Raw genomic sequence first — 17,040 nt, 5'->3', positions numbered from 1 at the left:
TCTCCTACCAGCGTGAATAGTGGTCCTCGGTCACGCCTGCCAGCTGCGTGACGATGCGTTTCGGGCCGTCCGGCGCGCTGCGCACCCAGCCGCTGAACTGGCCCACCGGCTGGATGTAGCGGCTGGCCGCCACCAGCAGGTTGCGGTCCTGGCGGCGCGCGCCCTCCGGCGTGAAGAACAGCTCCAGTTGGTCGTCTTCGGTGAAGATGTGCCAGCGCTGCATCGGGTCGTGCGGGTCGAAGATGAAATGCGCTGGAGCCAGCGGCACCACTTCGCCATCGATCCAGAGCGCATTTTCATGGCCGCCGAAATAACCCGATTGCAGGTTGAAGCCCATTTCCAGATTATGGCCGGAGGCCCAGCGCCAGGACGTCTCGCGCGCCAGCAAACCGTTCGAGTAATCGAAACTGGCGACGCCGCCATCGAGCTTGTATTCGTCGCGGAAGGTGCGTATCTCTCCGGTCAAGGGCATGCCGGGCGACTTTTGCGTCCCGTGCAGCGCCCCGCCCTGCACCGGGCCGGTAGCCAGCAGCAGCGGCGCGATCGGCGGGCCGAATTCGGCGTCGATTTCCATGTAGGGGCAGCGCACCGTCAATTGGTACCTTTCGCCTTCCAGCGGCTCGATGCCGATCCGGGTGCCGCGCGTACGAAACCAGCTGGCGGCGCCCGCGTGCCCGCCGACGCCGACCGACATCCTGCCCGGCAGGCCGTCTTGCGAGAAATTGGCCATCATGTCGCTGTCTGTGCGGTCGAAGACATAGGCGAAGCAGGTACTGGTCCAGCCCAGGTCGACGATGGCAACCGCCGCCATCACCTGTTCCGAAACCAGCGACACGTAATGCCATTTCTTGTGGTGGAAGCGGCGCCACAGGCTGCTGCGCGCATGCTCGCCTGCCAGCAAGTGCCAGTCGAAGGATTCGGTCGCGCCGGAGAAGCGGCCCAGCAGGGGCTTGCCGTCGGCGCCAACCACGCGTTGCGGTGCCGGGGCCAATATCATGGTTCGACTCCCTGCGCGACTCCCTGCGCGACTCCCTGCGCGACTCCCTGCCCATCCAGTTCCGCCTGCAGTGCGGTGGCGAATTGCGGCGGCTCGCCGGCCTGCACCTGCACCTGCGGGCAGCCGTGCCAGTTCGCCAGGCGCTGCACCGCGCCTGCAACGTCGCGCACGAAGCGGTCGGTCACACGGGCGCCCGGCTCCAGCACCACGTTCTTTAGCTCGAACATGCCGCCGCGGCGGTGCGCTTTGGCATCAATGCGCCCCACCAGCGCGCCGCGGCGCAGGACCGGCAGCGTGAAGTAGCCATAGCGGCGCTTGTCGGCCGGTGTGTAGCATTCCAGGCGGTAGTCGAAGTCGAACAGGTCGACGGCGCGGCGGCGGTCCCAAACCACCGGGTCGAACGGCGACAGGACGGTGGTCAGGGTCGGCGACAGGCTGCCGTTGGCGGCCGCCCGCGCCAGGTCGGCCAGGTCGCGGTGGACGTAGACGGTGTCTTTCCAGCCGTCGACGCGGGCGCGCAGCAACAGGCCTTCGTCGGCCAGCGCTTCCAGGTCGGGACGCGGCGGCTTGCTGCGGTAATAGTCGGCCACCCAGGCGCTGCGGGCCAGGCCCAGGGCGCGCACCGATTTGAGCGCCAGTTCGCGCCGCGTTTCGTCCATATCGGGCATCTGGCTATCATCCCAGCCCGGCAACACGCGTTCGGCCAGGTCGTACACGCGCTGGAAGTTATGGCGGCGCGCGATCATCAATTCGCCTGCGGTGAACAGCACTTCCAGCGAGCGCTTCTCCGGCTTCCACTCCCACCAGCCGGCGCCCTTGCCCTCGGTACGCTCGAAATCGGCCGAGCGCACCGGCCCATTGCTGCGGATATGCTGCAGCACGCGATCGACGTCGGCGCGCCGCTCCTTCATCCAGCTCACTGAATACTTCCATCCCATCGCACTCGGGTCGACCATGCGATGGCGCAGCAGGCGGTAGTCCTCAATCGGTACGAAACAAGCTTCATGCGCCCAATACTCGAACAAGGCGCCTTCGGCCAGGTGCTCTTCCAGCCAGGGCTGGGGATAGTCGCCCAGGCGGCTCCACAACACCAGGTAGGGACTGCGCGCCACCACGTGGATGGTGTCGATCTGCAGCACGCCCATGCTGCGGATCGCCTCCAGCACATCGGCCTTCTGCGCCTTGCGCCGGCGCGGCTGCAGCAAGCCCTGCGCCGCCAGGTGCAAGGCACGTGCCGCGGCGAGGGTGAGATTCAGTTCGGTCAAGACTCGATTCCTAAAGGGATTGAACGCCTATTCTAATAGCGAATTGACAGTATTTCCCGGCAATTTGCAGAGGATGGTGGCGGCAAGGCAGCATGGTGCCGTTTTTTTGTCCCCACTGACGGGGTTTGCGTGCAAAATAAGCCTGTGCCAACGTCAACCGCCCGTCAGGTTTTCCGCAAGCTGTATCGCATGATACTGCTGCCCTCTTTCACGCTGGTATTGCTGGTGATGATGTGGGCCGACGTGTTCTACCAGCTCAAGCAGGACGCCGAAAGCGCGCATTACGACGCGGTCCAGCATAGCCATTCGCTGGCGCGCACCCTGGCCGAACACTCCGGCCACCTGCTGCGCCAGGCGGATCATGCCACCCAGCTTTTCAAGCTCAAATACGAGGAAACCAACGGCGCCTTGCGCCTGCCCGAATTCAGCAAGCGTGGCGGCTTGCTGGACTCCGTCATGCCGGCCCGCCTCGAGTTGCCGATCGCGCTGATCGACGCCAACGGCACGCTGGTCGACAGCATGCATGGCGCCTTCCCGCCCAATTCCGCCAACCAGGGCTACTTCAAGTCGCTCTCCACGACTGCCGGCGACGCGGCCCTGGTCACCAACCCGATGGTGGAGCCGATCACGAAGAAGTGGCAGATCCAGATCGCGCGCCGCCTGGACGACAAGGCCGGCAAGTTCGCGGGGGCGATCGTGCTGATGATCGATCCCGCCTACTTCGTCGAGGATTACGACCGCATGCATGTGGACGAGGGCGGCCTGGTCATGCTGATCAGCCGCGATACCGCCCTTGCCATCGGCCGCATCGACGAAAAGCTCTTCATCACCGACACCGTCGACTATGTGGCGCCGGCCGACCCGGTCAACCTGCCGGAAGAACTGCTGCTCAAGACCCCGATCGACAAGACGGAGCGCATCTATGGCTTCCGCGACATGCCGCGCTATTCGCTGACGGCCGTGGTGGGCGATGCGAAGGCGCACGCGCTGGCCAAGTATTATAGCCAGCGGCGGCTGTATTTCGGCGTCACCGCCATCGTTTCGGTGGTGGTGCTGGTGTTTAGCTTCCTGCTGACGCGGCAGGCGCGGCGCCTGCGGGAAAGCACCCGCGAGGCCACTTACGCGCGCGAAAAGCTGCACGCGGCCGTCGACGCCAGCCTGGACGCGCTGTTCCTGATCAAGGCCTGCCGTGCCGGCGGCAGCGGCAGCGAGATCACCGACTTCATCCTGGTCGACGTCAACGAGCGCGGCGCACGCGTTCTCGGCCACCCCGCCGACGAGGCGCTGGGCAAGCGCATGGGGGACATGCTGCCGCATTGGCATAGCGAGGGCCTGTTCGACAAATGCCTGGGCGTGATGCGGACCGGCGAGCCGCTGGAAGAGGAATTCGAATCGACCGTCTTCGGTGAACAGCTTTGGCTGCGCCACCAGATTGTCGCCATCGAGGACGGCGTCGCTGTGACGGCGCGCAACATCACGGAACGCAAAGGGTCCGAAATGGCGGTGCGGCGCAACCAGGCGGAGCTGCAGGCCGTCAACGACGCCTCGCCGCTCGGCCTGGTGCGGGCCGACAAGGATGGCAAATGCACCTATGTCAACCGCACCTTCGAAGCGATCACCGGCATGGCGCGCGACACGGCGCTGGGCGATGGCTGGTTCAGTGCCGTGCATCCGAACGACCGCGACATGCTGCGCGCATCGCTGCGCCACCTGAACACCACCCGCCAGGCCTTCCAGGAAACCCTGCGCTGCGTGCACCCTGACGGCAAGGTCGTCTGGACCTCGATCAAGGTGGCGCCGATCGTGATCGACGACGCGATCGCCGGCTACGTCGGCACACTGGACGACATCACGCTGGTGCGCAAATCCGTGATGGCCCTGCGCGAAAGCGAGGCGCGCCTGCGCACCATCGCCGACACGCTGCCGGCCATGATCGCCTACGTCGATTTCGAGGAAATCTACCGATTCCACAACCTCGCTTATGAGCGCGAATTCAGCAAGAGCGGCCTGCAAGTGACCGGCCGCACGGTGCAGGAGACCGTGGGCGACAAACGCTACGCCCTGCTGCAGCCCTACATTGCGCGCGTGCTGCGCGGCGAAACCCTGACCTTCGAGGAAGAAGACGACACGGGCGGCTACCTGCGCACCTACGACGTGGTCTACATCCCGCAGCTGGACGAGGACGGCATCACCGTGATCGGCTTCCACGTCATGCGGCAGGATGTGACCGCGCAAAAGCGCGAGAAACAGCGCTTGCTGCGGCTGTCCCAGGTCGACGCGCTGACCGGGCTGACTAACCGTGCCGGCTTCCTGCAAAAACTGAACGAGAGCATGGTGGCATGCCGCGAAAGCGGCGCACTGATGGCGGTCATGTACCTCGACATCGACCGCTTCAAGCCGGTCAACGACACTTACGGCCATGCGGTCGGCGACGCGCTGCTCAAGGCATTCTCGGCGCGCCTGTCCAATACGGTACGCGCCAGCGACACCGTGGCGCGCCTGGGTGGGGACGAATTCACCATCGTCATGGACCACCTCTCGAAACCCGATGATGCCGCTGTCACCGCCTCCAAGATCGTGCATGCCATGCAGCAGCCGTTCGAGCTCGATGGCATCATGGCAAATGTCTCCACCAGCATAGGCCTGACTTATTACCGCGACGAGGACGTCAGCCCGGCCGAATTGTTGAAACGGGCCGATTTGCTCCTGTATGAAGCCAAACAGGCCGGCCGCAACACCTTCCGCAGCGGCGTGCCGTTGCCGGAGCTGCGCTCGCCGAACGCGGCCTGACCGGGATCAAGACATCCACCTGCCGTTTGCGCTATATTTGCGCTTCCCACGCCCTGCTTTACATTTCATGCGCCTGCTGCACACTTCCGATTGGCACCTTGGCCAATCGCTGCATAATTTTGACCGCTACTACGAGCACCAGCGCTTCCTGGACTGGCTGCTCGATACCATCGTGTCCGAGCAGGCCGATGCCCTGCTGGTGGCCGGCGACGTTTTCGACAACGCCAATCCGTCCGCAGCGTCGCAGCGCCAGCTCTACACCTTCCTGCAGCAGGCCCGCGCCCGGGCGCCGCAGCTCGATATTGTCATCATTGCAGGCAACCACGATTCGCCCGGCCGCCTGGAAGCGCCCGGGCCCTTGCTGGAGCTGCACGGCACCACCGTGATCGGCTACCCGCACCGCGACGCCGACGGCAATATCGCCATGGAACGCATGCTGGTGCCGCTGACCGCCAAGAACGGCGCCGTTGCCGCCTGGGTTCTCGCCGTGCCCTTCCTGCGCCATGGCGACGTTCCGCGCCCGCCCCCGGCGGAAGGCGTCGATGGCGACGCGCACGCTGCGCCGCCAGCCGATCCCTATCTCACCGGCATTGCGGAGTTGTACCGCCATGCGCTGGAGCTGGCCGGGGCGCGCGCCGTCGAGGGCCAGGCCATCGTGGCCATGGGCCACTGCCATATGGTCAACGGCACCATGTCGGCCGATTCCGAGCGCCGCATCGTGATCGGCGGCACCGAGATGCTCCCTACAGGCATCTTCCCGCCGCCGATTGCCTACGCTGCGCTGGGCCACTTGCACCTTGCCCAGCAGGTGGGGCCGCACGCCCATATCCGCTACTGCGGCAGCCCGATTCCGCTGTCCTTCGCCGAGACCGGCTATCCACACCAGGTTTTGCGCATCGACCTGCAAGGCGCGCAGGTCGGCGAGATCAGCGCCCTGCCGATCCCGCGCGCCGTGCAACTGCTGCGCGTGCCGCTAAAACCGGCCCCGCTGGACGAAGTGAAGGCCGCCCTGGCCGCATTGGAGCTGCCGGATGTGCCGCTGGAACAGCAGCCGCTGCTCGAAGTGCGCATCAGGCTGGGCGCGCCCGAGCCGGGCCTGCGCGCCGCCATCGAGGAAGCCTTGCAAGGCAAGCCGGTGCGCCTGGCGAAGATCGACACTTCCAGCGTCGCCCGCGCCTCCCTCGAAGAAGCCGCGCTCTCGCTCGACCAGTTGGCCACCCTGCAGCCGGACGACATCTTCAAGCGCCTTTACCAGCAGCGCTACGGCACCGAAGCACCGCCCGAACAACTGTCCGCCTTTGCGGAACTGGTGCGGCCATGAGGGTGCTGCGCATCGCCGGCAAGAATCTTGCCTCGCTGGCCGAGGAATTCTCGGTCGACTTCACCGCCCAGCCGCTGGCGGATGCCGGCCTGTTCGCCATCAGCGGCCCGACCGGCGCCGGCAAGAGCACCTTGCTCGACGCCTTGTGCCTGGCGCTGTACGACGACACCCCGCGCCTGCATAAGGCGGAGGGCAAAACGCCCGACGTCGGCGACCCCGTGTCGTCGCAAGATCCGCGCACCCTGCTGCGCCGGGGCGCCGCCGAAGGCTGGGCCGAAGTCGACTTCGTCGGCAATGACGGCGAATCCTACCGCGCCCGCTGGAATGTCTGGCGCGCCCGCACCAAGGCTGCCGGCGCCTTGCAGCCAACCACCATGGCGCTGCACAAGCTGCCGGGGCTGCAGCCGCTGGGCCACAAGAAGACCGAGGTCATGGCGGAAATCGTCCAGCGCGTCGGCTTGAGCTTCGACCAGTTCACGCGCGCCGTGCTGCTGGCACAGAACGAGTTCTCGGCTTTCCTGAAGGCCAGGGATGACGAACGCGGCACCCTGCTGGAAACCCTGACCGGCAGCAGCGTGTACAGCGAAATCTCCAAGCGGGCATTCGAACGCTGGCGCGCCGAAGAACTGGCCTTGAAAGCCCTCAGCGCCGGCCTGGCGAACCAGCAACCGCTGTCGGCCGAACAGCGGGCCGACATCCTCGCCCAGTCCGACAGCGCGGAAACGGCGCTGCAAGCCTCGGCGCAGCGCGTCTCGGCGCTTGAAGCGGACCTGCGTTGGCACCAACAAGCCGAACGCTTGGCCACTGCAATACAACACGCGCGCGAACATCTGCAGCAACGACAGGCCGAAGCCGACGCCGCAGCGCCACGCCGTGCCGTGCTGGCGCAACTCGATGCCGTGCAGCCCGCGCGCGCACTGGACGATGAAGTAGTCCGGCTCGCCGCCGAGCGCTCCGCCACGCAGGCAACGATTTCGCTCGCGCAGCAGGAATCCGAACGCACCCGCCTGGCGCTGCAGGTGCTGTCCAACGACGTCCAGCAGGCCGGTGTGGCGCTGGCCTTGGCTGAAGGCGCGCAGCAGGCGGCGGCACCGCTGCTGGATCAGGCCAAGGCACTCGATACGCGCCTGGAATCCTTGCAATCGGCCCGATCCCAGGCTGCCGCCGCCCGCGACACCGCAGCGCAAGCCGACACCTCGGCCCAGGCCGCGCTGGCCGCCCGCGCGGCGCACCATCAGTCGCTCGCCGGCGAGCAGCAAGCCGCCGAGCAATGGCTGGCCGCGCACGAGCACTGGGCGGCGCTGGCTCGCGACTGGGCACGCTGGGATGTCCTGTTCGCACAGGCCGGCCAGCAAGCCAGCCGCGCCGGCCAGCAATCGCAATCGCTGGCCGCGGTGCAGCAAGCCGCCGCACGCCAGCGCCAGGACGAAACCCACGCCCGCAACAGCCTGGATGCCGCCGCCGAGCGCCTGCGCCAAGCCGAATCCCAGCGCGAGCAAGCCACTCAAGCACTTGCCGGCATCGATGCCGACAGCATGGCGCAGCAGCGCCAGCAACTGGACCGGCACCGCACACTGCTGGCCGATGCGGGGGCTGCCTGGCAAGACAAGGCGCAACTTGCCGCGCGCCAGCAGGAGCTGGCCATGCGCAGCACATCACTGCAGGCCGCCCGCGACAGCGCCGAGGCCGAAGTCGCCGCTGCCCGCCAAGCCAATCTTGCGCTGGTCGCCGCATCGACCCAGGCCGAGCGCTCATTGAAACTGGCCGAAGCCGCCACCGGCGAAAGCGTTGAAAAGCTGCGCGCTACGCTGCAGGACGACACTCCCTGCCCCGTTTGCGGTTCGCATGAACATCCATACCGGAATGAGGACGGCCCGCTGCACGCCATGCTGGGGCAGCTGCAAGCCGAAGTGCACGACTGCCGCGACAAGCTGCAACGCAATATCAAGCACGAGACCGAGCAACAGACCCGCCTTCAGTCCAGCCTCGAACAGCTGGCAGCCATCGGCGTCGAGCAGCAGGGTATCGGTAACGCACTCGCCACCGCCCACCAACGCTGGCAAACCGCGCGTGCCGCCCTCGCCGAACACGCTGAACACACCGGACACACCGCACAGGCCGCCAGCGGCGATGATGCCCAGCAGTGGCTCAGCGCGCAGTCAGATGCGCTGCAAGCGGCATTGCGCACCCTGGAAGGCCTGGAACAAGCCCACCGCCAGACTGCCCGCACCCGCGAAGTGGCGCAGACGGCCTGCGAGCAGGCCGCCGCCGAATGCAGCCGCCACCAGCAAGCCCTGTCCGCCGCCCAAGCCGCCCTGGCGCAATCCGACGCACAGCACAACGCCCTGGACCAACAGCGGATCGACACGGCCGTGCAAATTGCCAACCTGCTCGACCAGCTCGACGCGCCGCTGGCACGCGCCGGCTGGCAGGATGAATGGAAGGAGAGCCCGGCGCGCTTCCATGAACAACGCACACGCGAAAGCAGGCAATGGCAAGCGCAACGGCAGTCGGCGGACCAGCGTGGCACTGCAATTGCCGCAATGGCCATCGAACTGCAGGCATTGCGCGCCACCCAGGAACGCTGCGCGGCCCACGCCCAAGCTACCCGGGCCGCCGCCGACGCCGCCCGCGCCGCATGCGACGCCGCGGCCGCCGAACGCCAGGCACTCTGGCAAGGCCGCCCGGTGCGCGAGGTGGAAGCCGAACTGCGCAACGCAATCGACACCGCCCGCGCCGCACTGCAAGCGCGCCAGGAATCGGCCCAGCAGGCCGCCCAACAACGTACCCGCGCCGACGAAGCCCACGAACAGGCCAAGCTGCGCCTGGCCGCGCTGGATGCGTCCGCGCAAAACGCCGCCGCCCGCCTGCAAGCCTGGCTCAGCGCCAACCAGTCGCAGGGCATCGACAGCCTGGAAGCGTTGCGCGCCCTGCTCGCCCATTCCCAGCAAGCGATCCGCGACGAGCGCGCCGGCATCCAGGCGCTGGACCAGGCGCTGGCCTCCGCCCAAGCAGTGCTGGCCGAGCGCGCAACCCAGCACGCCGCGCACCTGGCCAGCGCACCGCCAGGCGAGCATCCCAGCGCCGCCGAACTCGAACAGGTCCTGGCGGCCCTGCAGGAAGAGCGCAGGCAAGCGCACGACCACGCCGCGTCCCTCAAGCTGCAGCTGGCGCAGGACGACGCCCGCCGCAAAGCCGCCGCATCCCTGCTGGCCGACATCGCCCGCCAACAGGAAACGGAACGCCGCTGGGCCCAGCTGAGTGAGCTGATTGGTTCGGCCGACGGCAAGAAATTCCGCAACTACGCCCAGCAATTCACGCTGGACGTGCTGATCGGCTACGCCAATGCCCACCTGTCGCAACTGGCGCCGCGCTACCAGCTCGAGCGCATCGACAACCCCGCCCAGCCTTCGCTGGGACTGCTGGTGCGCGACCTGCATATGGGCGACGAGAAGCGCTCGGTGCACTCGCTATCCGGCGGTGAATCGTTCCTGGTCTCGCTGGCCATGGCGCTCGGCCTGGCCTCCTTGTCGTCCAACCGCGTGCGGGTGGAATCGCTGTTCATCGACGAAGGCTTCGGCAGCCTGGACGCGGAAACCCTGCGCGTCGCGATGGACGCGCTGGATGGCTTGCAGTCGATGGGGAGGAAAGTGGGAGTGATCTCCCACGTACAGGAAATGACCGAACGGATCGCCACCAGGATCGTGGTGCAGCCCGCAGCCAACGGTCGCAGTGCAGTCTCAGTCAGCTAAACGCCAGGTGCGCTGGTCCTGCTCCACGCGCACCATCTCCCATCCCAGCTCGCGGCGGATCTGCTGCGGGTCGGGCAAGGGACGGCGCTCTTCCTGGCGCGACTGCAGCCAGTTGCGCACTGCTTCCTTGCTTGGTTGCGTGGACTTATCCATCGTAAACCTCCCATGGTCATGACGGTCACTCCTTCAACGCAGGAAGTCGGCGCCAGTTGACGGAAAGCGCTCGCCAATTTGTTATCATGTGTAAATGGGAATCGGCGCCATTTCATCGTCAAGCAGCTATGCGCCGCAGGCCAGCGCACCTGCGCGCAACGCCACGCGCAGCGAACGCGCCCAATCAGCCCAGCAGGAATATTCCCCCGAAGACCGGGCCAAGATCGACCAGCTCAAGGCGCGCGACCTCCAGGTACGCCAGCATGAGCAGGCCCACCTGGCAGCAGCCGGCAGCCTGGCCACATCCGGCGCCACCTACACCTATCAACGCGGCCCGAATGGCGTGAACTATGCCGTGGGCGGCGAAGTCAATATCGACACCTCGGCCGGCCGCACGCCCGAAGAAACCATCAGCAAGGCACGTCAGATCCAGGCTGCGGCGCTGGCGCCGGCCGATCCGTCCGGCCAGGACCGCAGCGTGGCTGCGCGCGCGGGCCAGATGGCGCAGCAAGCGCAGGCGGAGATTTCGGCCAAGCAACAAGAAGTCCAGCGCGGTTATGGCCTTTCCGAAAAGCAAGCGACGATTGACATCTTTGCCTGATAAAATCGTCCTTTTGCCCGGAGTCTAGGCCATGTTCCTGAAAGTCCCACGCACCCTCACGTTCAAGTGCGCAAAATGCAGCAAAGCAGTCAAGGTTGCATTGCAGAAAACTTCTGCGTGTTCGCACATAACGCCGTACTATGGAGTCTGCGCCTGCGGCGAAGTCAAACTGCACGCCACCGGCGCCCCGGAAGCCGTCAAGTCCTACCTGGAATCGAACGGTTTGTGGACTCATCATCATTGATAAAGCTCAAGAAATTCGGAAACTTGCCGTAGCAGGGGTAGTGCCCCCAAAGGTTACCTATCATGAACCCTCTGAATTCCATCGGCCCACGCCAGTACCAGAACTCTTCCTTATCCCCTGCCACCTCGCAGGCGGAAAGCAAGCCTTCGCGCGCCAACGCAGTGCGGGACGTGAATTCGGATAGCGCGGTTTCCCTGTCCAGCAATGCGGTCGACCTGCAAAAGCGCGTCGACCAGCTGGGCAACCGCAGCATCGACATGGCCCAGGACCTGATCGGCAGCTTCGCGAAAAGTTTGCTCGGGGACAATGCCAAGGGTGCCAAGATTTCCTTCGACTCCGTCGCGCTGGAATCGAACGCCAGTTTCGCCGCCGGCGCCCTGCATGCCGAAGGCGCCGATGGCGTGACCGACGCCTTCGGTTTCAGCCTGAGTGAAAACTCGCACTTCCTCGGCAAAGGCACCATTACCACTGCCGATGGCCGCAAGTTGAGCTTTGAAGTGGAGATCCAGTATGAAGCCACGATGACCGCCGGTGCGGCATCCAGCGTGCCGGCGCGCCGCAAGGACCAACCCGACCAGAATCCGGCCATGCCTCTGCCGGAAGTGCAATTCCCGGACATCGACTTCCCGGGCAGCCTGGCCGACCTGTTCCGCCTGATGGACCGCAATATCAGCGCCACCCTCAAGCAGCAAAACGAACAAGGCCAGGAAAGCGATGCCGGCAACCTGACCATGCGCTTGCTCAAGCTGGTCGACGCGGAATCGTCGCTGGACAGCTACCTGCCGGCAAATGCCAGCGACAAGGCCAAGGCGTACGGCCGCCTGCAGTCCGAGCCTGGCCAGGCGGCGGAGCTGGCACATGCCGCCAAAGCCGCCCGCAATGGCGAAATCGACCCGCCAAGCGACGAGATCGATCCAGCGGCAAGCCAGATTGACCCGCCTGAAGTCACGGCAGCACCAATCGACCCACCGCAGGCCGCGGCCGAGCCGGTCGACCCGCCGGCGGCGGCCATCGCCCCCGCCCCTGAGGAACCGCCGGCCGCCTAAGCCCGCGTATAATGGCAGCCTCCTGACGAAACCGCCTTTTCAGGCGGTTTCGCCGTTTACACTTCGGTCACTATGCAAGAAATCCACTGGACAGAACAAGGCGAGCCGCGCTCCGCGCGCTGGCATTCCGAATCGGGCAACCCGCCGCCCAAGCGCGTGCAGGTCGCCGACGACACCATGAACGCCGACGTCGCCTACCGCCTCGCCTGCGAAGGCACCGCACTGCTGTGGCGCGGCGATTTCCAGAACGCGCGGCAACTGCTGCAAGCGCTGGCGCGGCGTGCCGACCATAAGAAAGCCAAAGGCGGCAAGGGCCGCAAGGAGGCCGCAGCCAAAACGCCGGCCAGCGCCACCGAGGCATTCCACCTGCACCGCCAGGCCCAGTCCCAGCGCGCCCGCACCCTGGCCATGCTGTTGATCCCGTTCGAACCGGGCTACCGCATTCCCCTGCGCCGCGCACCGGACGTCGTGCTGGCTTGCAACGAAGCCTATGGCCGCGGCGAGGATGCCTTCGTGATTTCCCTGCGTGAGCTGCAAGGCCTGATCGGCGCCCACGAGTGGCGCAAGGCCGGCGTCCCCGTGGCGGCGCTGGGCGAACGCATCCACCCGCATTACGGTGTGTTCTCGCCGGTGCGCGGCGAATACGTGCAGCTGGTGGCCGATGCGCCGCTGCCGAAAGGTGCTGCGGAACTGGCCTTCGATATTGGCGCCGGCACCGGCGTGCTGTCGGCCGTGCTGGCCAAACGCGGCGTGAAACACGTGGTTGCGACCGATATGGACCGTCGCGCCCTCAGTTGCGCGCGCGACAACCTGTCGCGCCTGATGCTGGACAATCAGGTCGAGTTGCTGGAAGCGGACCTGTTCCCACCCGGCCAGGCGGCGCTGGTGGTCTGTAACCCGCCATGGGTCCCGGCCCGCCCCAACTCCTCGGTGGAGCAGGCGGTGTACGACCCTGACAGCCGCATGCTGCGCGGTTTCCTGGCCGGCCTGAAGGCCCACCTGACGCCTGGCGGTGAAGGCTGGCTGATCCTGTCGGACCTGGCCGAGCATCTGGGCCTGCGTTCGCGCGCCGAACTGGAAGAGTGGATCGGTGCCGCCGGCCTCAATGTGCTGGGCCGCCTCGACGCCCGCCCAGTCCATCCGAAGGCCGGCGACGCCAGCGATCCCCTGCATGCAGCCCGCTCGGCAGAAGTCACTTCCCTGTGGCGTCTGGGCATCGCATAAATCGACCTTGCGGAACCGCGATGAGCGAGCTATAATGCTTGCCTCAGACGCGGGGTGGAGCAGTCTGGCAGCTCGTCGGGCTCATAACCCGAAGGTCACAGGTTCAAATCCTGTCCCCGCAACCAGATTCAAAAAGGCCGTTGCTTACGCAACGGCCTTTTTTCATTTCCGGGTACGCCCAGCCGGCACCCTCGCCTTTTTATAGTTGAACTGTCACAATTGCACGCGACAAGAACCGCAAGGAGCAAGGCGTGAACGACGAATCGAAGCAAGTGACACAAGACCAGCCGGCCAGCCCTGCGCGCCGCCGCATCTTCCAGGCAGCCGGTGCCGCCGGCCTTGCAGCCAGCCTGCCAGGCGTGACCGCCGCCCCCGCCTCGAAATCGGCCAGGCCAGCCAAAGCCATCTCGCTGGACGACAAGCTGCAGGCCAACATCAAGAACGTGGTGGTGATCTACCTGGAGAACCGCAGCTTTAACAACCTGTTCGCCGACTTCCCCGGCCTGGCCGCGCCGATGTCGGCCCTGAAGCCGGCAGATTACCAGCAGCGCGACTACGACGGCAGCATCCTGCCGACCCTGCCGAAAGTCTGGGGCGGCCTGGTACCGGTGCCGCAGGACATCGCCGGCAAGCGCTATGAGTTGAAAGAGGACCAGCTAACCGGCCTGCCGAACGCGCCGTTCAAGCTGGTCGACGCGGAAGGCAAGCCGCTGCCGGAATCGGTCATCACGCGCGACTTGTGGCACCTGTTCTTCCAGAACCAGATGCAGATCAACGGCGGCAAGAACGACCACTTCGTCGCCTGGGGCAATACCGGCGGCATGGTCATGGGCTACTACGGCGAGATGGAAAAGAACCTCGGCCTGTGGCAGGTGGCGCGCCAGTACACGCTGTGCGACAACTTCTTCATGGCCGCCTTCGGCGGCTCTTACCTGAACCACCAATTCCTGGTCTCCGGCCGCTGCCCAGTCTACCCGGATGCGGCCAACAGCCCGGCCAAACGCAAGATCGCCGTGCTGTCGGACGGCCCGACCGGCCACACCCTGGCGCTCGATCCAAAAAGTCCGAAAACCGCGCTGGAAGGCAAGCCGCATTATGTGAACGATGGCGCCATCACGCCGGACGGTTTCGCGGTCAATACCATGGCCCCGCCCTATCAGCCAAGCTGGGTGCGCCCGGCGCCGGGCGGCGATCCGATGCACGCCAATCCGGAGGATCCGAGCTACCTGCCACCCCAGACGTACGACACGATCGGCGACCTGCTGTCGCGCAAGGGCGTGAGCTGGGCCTGGTATGGCGGCGCTTTCCAGGCCGCGCTGGACCACAAGGGCGGCGGCAGCAAGCCAAACTTCCAATACCATCACCAGCCGTTCAGCTACTTCAAGCAGTTCGCACCCGGCACCCCCGAACGCGCCGCCCACATCCGCGATGGCGGCCTGGGTGACAGCCCGATCTCGAACAAATTCCTGGCCGATGTAGTGGCGGGAAAACTGCCGGCGGTCAGCTTCTACAAGCCGCAGGGCAACCTGAACCTGCACGCCGGCTATTCGGATATCGAATCGGGCGACCAGCACATCGTCAACGTGCTGGAGCACCTGAAAAAGTCCCCGCAATGGGAGAACATGGTGGTGGTGGTGACCTTCGACGAAAACGGCGGCTGGTGGGATCACGTCGCACCGCCGCAAGGCGACCGCTGGGGTCCAGGCTCGCGCATCCCGGCGATTATCGTATCGCCGTTCGCCAAGAAGTCCACGGTGGACCACAGCTTCTACGACACCACCTCGATCCTGCGCTTCATCACCCGCCTGCACGGCCTGCCATTGCTGGAAGGCCTGGCGGAGCGAAACAAAGCCTTCGCGGAGCGTGGTGCGTTGCCGCCGGGTGACCTGACGGGAGCCCTCGCCTTCCGTTGACAGGGTTGCCCGTGTTACAATCCGCCGGTTCTAAAAGGAAGCCCGACTGATTCAGCCGGGCTTTTGTTTTCTGCGACGACTCATGAGAGATAAAAAAGACAACGCGACAATCGACCTGCCAGGCTTCGAGCCTGCCGAGCCGATGACGGCGGAAGCCAAGCTTCCACCGCCGCCGCGCGTGCGCCGCTCTCCGCGCAAACAGGAACAACTCGAACTGCTGGGTGAACTCGGTCCAACCGACGCCAGCGGGCTGCCAATCTGGCAAAATGATCCCAACCTGGACCTCACCGGCCTGCCCATCTGGCGGCGGGACTAAAAAATGACCTCTTTCGCTACCCTGCCACTGTCCGAAAAACTCCTTGCCAACCTGGACTCGCTGGGCTACCGCGAAATGACAGAGATCCAGGCGCAAAGCCTGCCGTCGATCATCGAAGGCCGCGACCTGATTGCGCAAGCCAAGACCGGCAGCGGCAAGACCGCTGCCTTCGGCATCGGCATGCTGTGCAACCTGAATACCGCCTGGTTTGCCGTGCAAAGCCTGGTGCTCTGCCCCACCCGCGAACTGGCCGACCAGGTGGCCAATGAACTGCGCCGCCTGGCGCGCTGCGTGCCCAATGTGAAGGTGGTGGTGCTGACCGGCGGTACGCCGATGCGGCCGCAAATCGCCTCGCTGGAATTCGGTGCCCACATCGTGGTCGGCACGCCGGGCCGCGTACGCGACCACCTGTCGCGCGAATCGCTCGATTTGTCGAATGTACGCACCCTGGTGCTCGACGAAGCCGACCGCATGACGGATATGGGTTTCTACGACGAGATTGCAGGCATCGTGCGCGCCTGCCCCAAGCGCCGCCAGACCCTGCTGTTCTCCGCGACGTATCCCGACGACATTCGCCAGGCCACGGAAGCCTTCCTGGCCGATCCGGTCGAAGTGACCGTCGAAGCCCAGCACAGCGGCGGCCAGATCGAGCAGCGCTTCTATGAGATCGGCTTCGACGATCGCGACAAGGCTGTCGGCAAGCTGCTCAAGCACTACCAACCGGCTTCCGCGATCATCTTCTGCAACACCAAAGTGCACTGCAAGGAATTACTGGACGAACTGCACGCCGAAGGCTTCTCGGCGCTGGCGCTGTATGGCGAGCTGGAACAGCGCGAGCGCGATGAAATCCTGGTGCTGTTCTCCAACCGCAGCTGCTCGATCCTGATCGCCACCGACGTCGCCGCGCGCGGCCTCGATATCGCCAACCTGGAAGCGGTGATCAACGCCGACGTATCGCGCGACACCGAAGTCCATATCCACCGCATCGGACGCACCGGCCGCGGCGGCGAGAAGGGCCTGTCGCTGACACTGTGCGCGCCGAACGAGAAGAAGTGGGTCAAGCTGATCGAGGACTACCAGGGCGCCCCTGTCGAGTGGCACGACATCAAGGAACTGGCGGAAGACGAATTCGTCAACGCCGAACCGGCGCCCATGCTGACGCTCTGCATCTCAGGCGGCAAAAAGGAGAAGCTGCGCGCCGGCGACGTGCTGGGCGCGCTGTGCGGCGACGGCGGCCTGACCAAGGAACAAGTCGGCAAGATCAACGTCACCGAATTCCAGACCTACGTCGCACTCGACCGCCGCATCGCCCACGACGCCTTCGCACGCCTGAAAGCCGCCAGCACCCTGCAGGGAGGCGACTTCGGCAGCTTCAAAGGCCGCAACTTCAAGATGCGCTTTATTGACGTGTAAAAACA

General features: G+C 65.5%; 12 protein-coding genes and 1 tRNA gene. 10 read left to right on the top strand and 3 right to left on the bottom strand.

The window, feature by feature from the left end; genetic code table 11:
• Positions 1 to 4 precede the first annotated feature (4 nt).
• A complete protein-coding gene (locus BM269_RS11335; protein ID WP_090437121.1) occupies positions 5 to 997 on the bottom strand; it encodes a DUF2804 domain-containing protein in 993 nt (330 codons plus the stop codon).
• Positions 994 to 2,262, bottom strand: a complete 1,269-nt coding sequence (locus BM269_RS11330) for a winged helix-turn-helix domain-containing protein (protein ID WP_090437120.1) — start codon at positions 2,260 to 2,262, stop codon at positions 994 to 996. The genes BM269_RS11335 and BM269_RS11330 overlap by 4 nt, the downstream gene beginning before the upstream one ends.
• Positions 2,263 to 2,451: 189 nt before the next feature.
• Between BM269_RS11330 and BM269_RS11325 the strand changes: the two genes are divergently transcribed.
• From BM269_RS11325 to BM269_RS11315, 3 genes are all read left to right on the top strand, one after another.
• Complete coding sequence (locus BM269_RS11325) at positions 2,452 to 5,052, top strand: sensor domain-containing diguanylate cyclase (RefSeq protein ID WP_090437119.1); 2,601 nt, start codon at positions 2,452 to 2,454, stop codon at positions 5,050 to 5,052.
• Positions 5,053 to 5,119: 67 nt separating this feature from the next.
• Positions 5,120 to 6,373: an exonuclease SbcCD subunit D C-terminal domain-containing protein gene (locus tag BM269_RS11320; RefSeq protein WP_090437118.1), complete on the top strand. Its 1,254-nt coding sequence runs from the start codon at positions 5,120 to 5,122 to the stop codon at positions 6,371 to 6,373.
• Positions 6,370 to 10,125: an AAA family ATPase gene (locus BM269_RS11315; protein WP_090437117.1), complete on the top strand. Its 3,756-nt coding sequence runs from the start codon at positions 6,370 to 6,372 to the stop codon at positions 10,123 to 10,125. Before BM269_RS11320 ends, BM269_RS11315 begins: the two co-directional genes overlap by 4 nt.
• Here BM269_RS11315 and BM269_RS29430 read toward each other — a convergent pair.
• Positions 10,114 to 10,278 (bottom strand): hypothetical protein, encoded by a 165-nt coding sequence (locus BM269_RS29430; RefSeq protein WP_170860347.1) that lies wholly within the window; start codon positions 10,276 to 10,278, stop codon positions 10,114 to 10,116. The genes BM269_RS11315 and BM269_RS29430 overlap by 12 nt on opposite strands.
• Positions 10,279 to 10,372: 94 nt before the next feature.
• Here BM269_RS29430 and BM269_RS11310 point away from each other — a divergent pair, with 94 nt between their 5' ends.
• The 7 genes from BM269_RS11310 (at position 10,373) to dbpA (ending at position 17,035) form a co-directional block, all read left to right on the top strand.
• Positions 10,373 to 10,879, top strand: coding sequence for a putative metalloprotease CJM1_0395 family protein (locus BM269_RS11310; protein ID WP_090437116.1), 507 nt, complete (start codon positions 10,373 to 10,375; stop codon positions 10,877 to 10,879).
• A gap of 306 nt (positions 10,880 to 11,185) precedes the next feature.
• A complete protein-coding gene (locus BM269_RS11300; RefSeq protein WP_090437115.1) occupies positions 11,186 to 12,169 on the top strand; it encodes a hypothetical protein in 984 nt (327 codons plus the stop codon).
• A gap of 72 nt (positions 12,170 to 12,241) precedes the next feature.
• Positions 12,242 to 13,393 (top strand): methyltransferase, encoded by a 1,152-nt coding sequence (locus BM269_RS11295; RefSeq protein WP_090437114.1) that lies wholly within the window; start codon positions 12,242 to 12,244, stop codon positions 13,391 to 13,393.
• Between the two features lie 48 nt (positions 13,394 to 13,441).
• Positions 13,442 to 13,518 (top strand) — tRNA-Met (locus BM269_RS11290).
• Between the two features lie 126 nt (positions 13,519 to 13,644).
• A complete protein-coding gene (locus BM269_RS11285) occupies positions 13,645 to 15,306 on the top strand; it encodes an acid phosphatase (protein WP_090437113.1) in 1,662 nt (553 codons plus the stop codon).
• Between the two features lie 82 nt (positions 15,307 to 15,388).
• On the top strand, positions 15,389 to 15,622 hold the full coding sequence (locus BM269_RS11280; RefSeq protein WP_090437112.1) for a hypothetical protein: 234 nt from the start codon (positions 15,389 to 15,391) through the stop codon (positions 15,620 to 15,622).
• A gap of 3 nt (positions 15,623 to 15,625) precedes the next feature.
• Entirely contained in the window at positions 15,626 to 17,035 is a 1,410-nt protein-coding gene (gene dbpA, locus BM269_RS11275) for an ATP-dependent RNA helicase DbpA (protein ID WP_090437111.1), read from the top strand.
• The last annotated feature ends 5 nt before the right edge of the window (positions 17,036 to 17,040 follow it).

Source organism: Duganella sp. CF458 (assembly GCF_900113115.1).
Lineage (GTDB): Bacteria > Pseudomonadota > Gammaproteobacteria > Burkholderiales > Burkholderiaceae_D > Rugamonas.
This window is presented reverse-complemented; position numbering and strand designations above follow the sequence as displayed.

What these genes read in the sequence shown, in the direction of transcription:
- BM269_RS11335 (WP_090437121.1), bottom strand. Translation starts at nt 997, where the DNA reads ATGATATTGGCCCCGGCACCGCAACGCGTGGTTGGCGCCGACGGCAAG.
- BM269_RS11325 (WP_090437119.1), top strand. Translation starts at nt 2,452, where the DNA reads ATGATACTGCTGCCCTCTTTCACGCTGGTATTGCTGGTGATGATGTGG.
- BM269_RS11320 (WP_090437118.1), top strand. Translation starts at nt 5,120, where the DNA reads ATGCGCCTGCTGCACACTTCCGATTGGCACCTTGGCCAATCGCTGCAT.
- BM269_RS11315 (WP_090437117.1), top strand. Translation starts at nt 6,370, where the DNA reads ATGAGGGTGCTGCGCATCGCCGGCAAGAATCTTGCCTCGCTGGCCGAG.
- BM269_RS29430 (WP_170860347.1), bottom strand. Translation starts at nt 10,278, where the DNA reads ATGGATAAGTCCACGCAACCAAGCAAGGAAGCAGTGCGCAACTGGCTG.
- BM269_RS11310 (WP_090437116.1), top strand. Translation starts at nt 10,373, where the DNA reads ATGGGAATCGGCGCCATTTCATCGTCAAGCAGCTATGCGCCGCAGGCC.
- BM269_RS11300 (WP_090437115.1), top strand. Translation starts at nt 11,186, where the DNA reads ATGAACCCTCTGAATTCCATCGGCCCACGCCAGTACCAGAACTCTTCC.
- BM269_RS11295 (WP_090437114.1), top strand. Translation starts at nt 12,242, where the DNA reads ATGCAAGAAATCCACTGGACAGAACAAGGCGAGCCGCGCTCCGCGCGC.
- BM269_RS11280 (WP_090437112.1), top strand. Translation starts at nt 15,389, where the DNA reads ATGAGAGATAAAAAAGACAACGCGACAATCGACCTGCCAGGCTTCGAG.
- dbpA (WP_090437111.1), top strand. Translation starts at nt 15,626, where the DNA reads ATGACCTCTTTCGCTACCCTGCCACTGTCCGAAAAACTCCTTGCCAAC.